We start from the raw sequence: 3,315 nt of genomic DNA, 5'->3' as shown, positions 1-3,315 counted from the left end.
GCCGATCAACCCCTCGGTCTGGCGCAGCGCCAGGCGGAACACCGCCCGCAGCGTCAGCGCCGTCGTGATCGCCAGTGCCGAGTACCGCGCCTGCCCACCCCGCGTGGTCCGGGGCTCCGCCTGCCACGCCGTGATGGCCGCCTCGGTGAACCACACTGTCAGGCTGCCCCGGTCCCGCAGCGCCGCGTCGTAGGTCGACCAGTTCGTCGCCCGGTAGCGCGGCCTCGGGATGCGGTGCCGGCGGTCAGCATTGGCCTTGAAGGGCAAGCGGAATCGCTCCTGGCGCTGGGGGCGGCCAATCCTACCGCAGTCCCTTCTCGCCGCCGATCCATGCACCACACTCGCCCTGATGGGCAACGACATGATGCGGTGCCCGGGAACTCATGAGGGTTTGCCGAAGCACAGGATTGGGGTGACCAGGGGAGTGACAGAGCGGGCGATCTCCCGCAGGTCCTTGCGGCCGTCTGCCTTGGCGCTCCTGCTGACGATGCCATTCTCCAGCAGCATCGACTGCACCAGCGTCGCACGGATGCCGTAGTTCATGTTCTGCGGTGCGACGCCGGTCAGCTCCGTGACCTTGTCCGTTCTCATAGTGGACACGGCGATGCCGATCACGAGCCCAGATTCGTCGAGCAGGGGGCCACCGCTATTGCCTGGCTGGATGGCGGCACTGACCTGAAATTTCGCCGGGTCGTCTCCGATACCGGACAACGCGGTGACGATGCCCTCGGAGATGTTCAGGTTTGTCGAGAACATACCGTAATAGGGATAGCCGAAGGAGCGCACGCTCTCGCCGTGGTCGATGTTGCCGTCGCTGCGGAAAGACAACTCACTGTCGAACGTCCTGGCCGCGCGCAGCACGGCGATGTCTCGTCTGCTGTCGGCGGCGATGACCGTGACTGCCTCGCCAGTCTGGAGCGCCAAGCGACGGCAGGCATGCACCACATGCTCGTTAGTGACCAAGATGCCGTCACGGCGAACCACGAAACCGGTTCCCGAGCCTGATGGGTTGGTGTCATCGGTTGGAGGTCTTGACGTCACCGGAGCGATCTGCGGCGATGCCGCGGGGGGCATGGCTGGAGGCGGGGGTGGTTTGGAACCCGCGCCGGCACGCGCGAGGACGATGCGAAGATTCGGCCTATCCTCGGAATTCCCGAGTACGCCGTGTCCGGTGGGGTCGAAGGTGGCGCTCGTCTCGGCGATGAGGCGGCCAAGGTCATTCCGGCTAGCGGCTACCGAGAGGGAGAAACCGCTCCACCGTCCATCGCCCATGTTGTCGAAGCGTGTGTAGGTCGTCCAGCGACCGCCCCGGTCCACGGAGAGGACCTGGCGATGTGGCTTATCGAGCCGGTAGCTCACCGTGACGGCTGTCTCCTTGCGCCACTCGGCAAGAAGTACATCAAGGATGCCCCGCACATCCGCGACGTCGCCACTGATTCTGGCCACCGTCATCTGGACGTCCTGTCCAACATAGTGAGTGACACCCTCCTTCGGGTCTGCCCTCACCACGACATGCTTGGCCGGGTATCCGATACGCGCGTTGGTCACCGGATCGTTGTGGAAGGTCCAGTTCACGGCATCGCGGCCCTGAAGCATTTCCACGAACAGGCCGGCAATATCCGTCTCGGTGAGCAGGGGGACCAGCGGCAGGCCTTTCCCCCTGCGCCAGTTGTTCAGGGCTGTCTGGGTCATCGGTCCCCAGCCGCCGTCGAGCAGGCCATAGTACTGACCGGACCAGATCAGCCCGTCCTGCAGGATCTGTCGCTCTGTTTTGGTGAGATCCTTGGGGTCGTAGACCCGCGATCCGAAATCGTCGGTGCCGGTGGGAACCGGGGCAGCCTGGGCTCTCACAGTCAGCGGTGCGGCGATTGCCAAGGCGGCAAGGAAGGTCAGGAGAGTGGGGCGCATGAGGGAGCCTTGCCTGCGGAAAGCAGGGATAACCGGGGGCCGAACACGGATGGGAGCGTGTCGCATGTCATGACGCAGGGGCGCGAGGCACAAATAACCGCGTGGTCCGGACCAGATGGCAAAGCCAGCCGTGGGCCGATGCAACAAAGCCGCCTCGCGGCATTCTACTCACCATGCCGAACAACACGAGTAGGACTCACATTGCCATGCTTCTTCGCTGGGAATGATATCGCTTTGATTAACATACCAACCGGCAAGTAGCCTCACCCGATTGGACGATCCCGCGGTCTTGTGCGCTCGCTTTCCGTATGCAGAGCCAGTCAGTCATCACGAATCTCCCGGTTCCAGAATTCCAAGCCCTGCACCGCCGTTGGGCAATCGAAGGTCTCAAGTTGCATAGGCCCTGAAGCTCTCCCTGCGCCCCGGTGCGCTACTGGCTGCCACCGTTGCCGCTGCCACCGTTGCCGCTGCATCCGGATGTCCGGCGCCTCAGCCGTCCGGCTGGCTGGACGGGCAACGCAACGCCCACACCTCCCATCATCGCCCGGTGGGGGAAGGCGCCGCGTGGAGAGGGGGCGCGTCAGTCCGTCAGCAGGCGTTGCGAGCCTGCACTGTCCGGTCCCTCACCCGGCAGCAGGGTGACGGGCCGCTTCAGGACCAGGTAGCCGCTGCGTTCCAGGTGCCGCATCAGCCAGGCCGCCATGAAGTCGGGATTGTCACGGCATTCGGGGGCCAGGGGGCGGCCGCGCTCGTCGCGCTGCAGGGCGTAGCGCAGCGACCGGGCGAGGTCGTCGGGCTTGGTCGGGGCCAGGGTATCGTTCATGGGGGCAGGCTAGACCAAACGAGAACGATTCGTGAACACAGAAGATGCCGGGCACCGCCTGAGCCGGCATTGCGCCCGGCCACATGCGCGAGGGCTGGGCGGCGGACACAGCACGGCAGAGGAGTGCGGCCAACGAGTCCCGGAGCCGCGGAGCCTGCACCCAGGGCGCAGAACACTGTGCGGTATGCTAACGATGGCGGATGTCTTTACGATTCCATCAGTCGTTTAGCCTCTTTCCAGGCGTCCGGCTTCACGTCAGTGGACGGGGACTAAGCGTCACGGTCGGCGTGCCCGGCGCGAGCGTGAACTTCGGCCCAGGAGGCCAGACGCTGAATCTCGGCATCCCGGGGACGGGCATTTCCTATCGGCAGCGCCTCTCGGCGCCGCCCCATGGGCTAGGCAGTGGGAAGCAGGGGCAGGTAGAGCCGAGGATCGAACCACTGCCCTGCTCCGGTCCCGGGTTGCTGCCTGGCGAGATCCGGAGTGCCCACGTCGCCCAGTTGACCAGCCCGGACCTGGAGGGGCTCAAGAGGCTCCTCAACGAGGCGGCGTCGAGGCGCCGGAAGCTCTCCGCCCAGCTGACC

The 3,315-nt window shown here is 65.4% G+C and carries 4 protein-coding genes; 1 reads left to right on the top strand and 3 read right to left on the bottom strand.

Annotation, left to right across the window (positions count from 1 at the left end; genetic code table 11):
- The 3 genes from ROTAS13_RS21595 to ROTAS13_RS21585 form a co-directional block, all read right to left on the bottom strand.
- Positions 1-267 (bottom strand): transposase (locus ROTAS13_RS21595; RefSeq protein WP_171979192.1); only part of this gene is annotated, 267 nt, incomplete at its 3' end.
- A gap of 114 nt (positions 268-381) precedes the next feature.
- The gene (locus ROTAS13_RS21590; RefSeq protein ID WP_075823373.1) at positions 382-1,908 is read right to left on the bottom strand and encodes a serine protease; all 1,527 of its coding nucleotides are present in this window, start codon (positions 1,906-1,908) and stop codon (positions 382-384) included.
- 580 nt (positions 1,909-2,488) lie between these two features.
- Positions 2,489-2,731 (bottom strand): hypothetical protein, encoded by a 243-nt coding sequence (locus ROTAS13_RS21585; RefSeq protein WP_075823371.1) that lies wholly within the window; start codon positions 2,729-2,731, stop codon positions 2,489-2,491.
- 200 nt (positions 2,732-2,931) lie between these two features.
- On the opposite strand from ROTAS13_RS21585, the gene ROTAS13_RS28660 reads away from it, so the two are divergent.
- A partial coding sequence (locus tag ROTAS13_RS28660; RefSeq protein WP_139323477.1) for a DUF4236 domain-containing protein occupies positions 2,932-3,315 on the top strand: 384 nt, incomplete at its 3' end.

Source organism: Roseomonas sp. TAS13 (assembly GCF_001950415.1).
GTDB classification, from domain to species: domain Bacteria; phylum Pseudomonadota; class Alphaproteobacteria; order Acetobacterales; family Acetobacteraceae; genus Roseomonas; species Roseomonas mucosa.
This window is presented reverse-complemented; position numbering and strand designations above follow the sequence as displayed.

Coding starts and splice junctions, on each gene's coding strand:
- ROTAS13_RS21585 (WP_075823371.1), bottom strand. CDS start 2,731: ATGAACGATACCCTGGCCCCGACCAAGCCCGACGACCTCGCCCGGTCG.
- ROTAS13_RS21590 (WP_075823373.1), bottom strand. CDS start 1,908: ATGCGCCCCACTCTCCTGACCTTCCTTGCCGCCTTGGCAATCGCCGCA.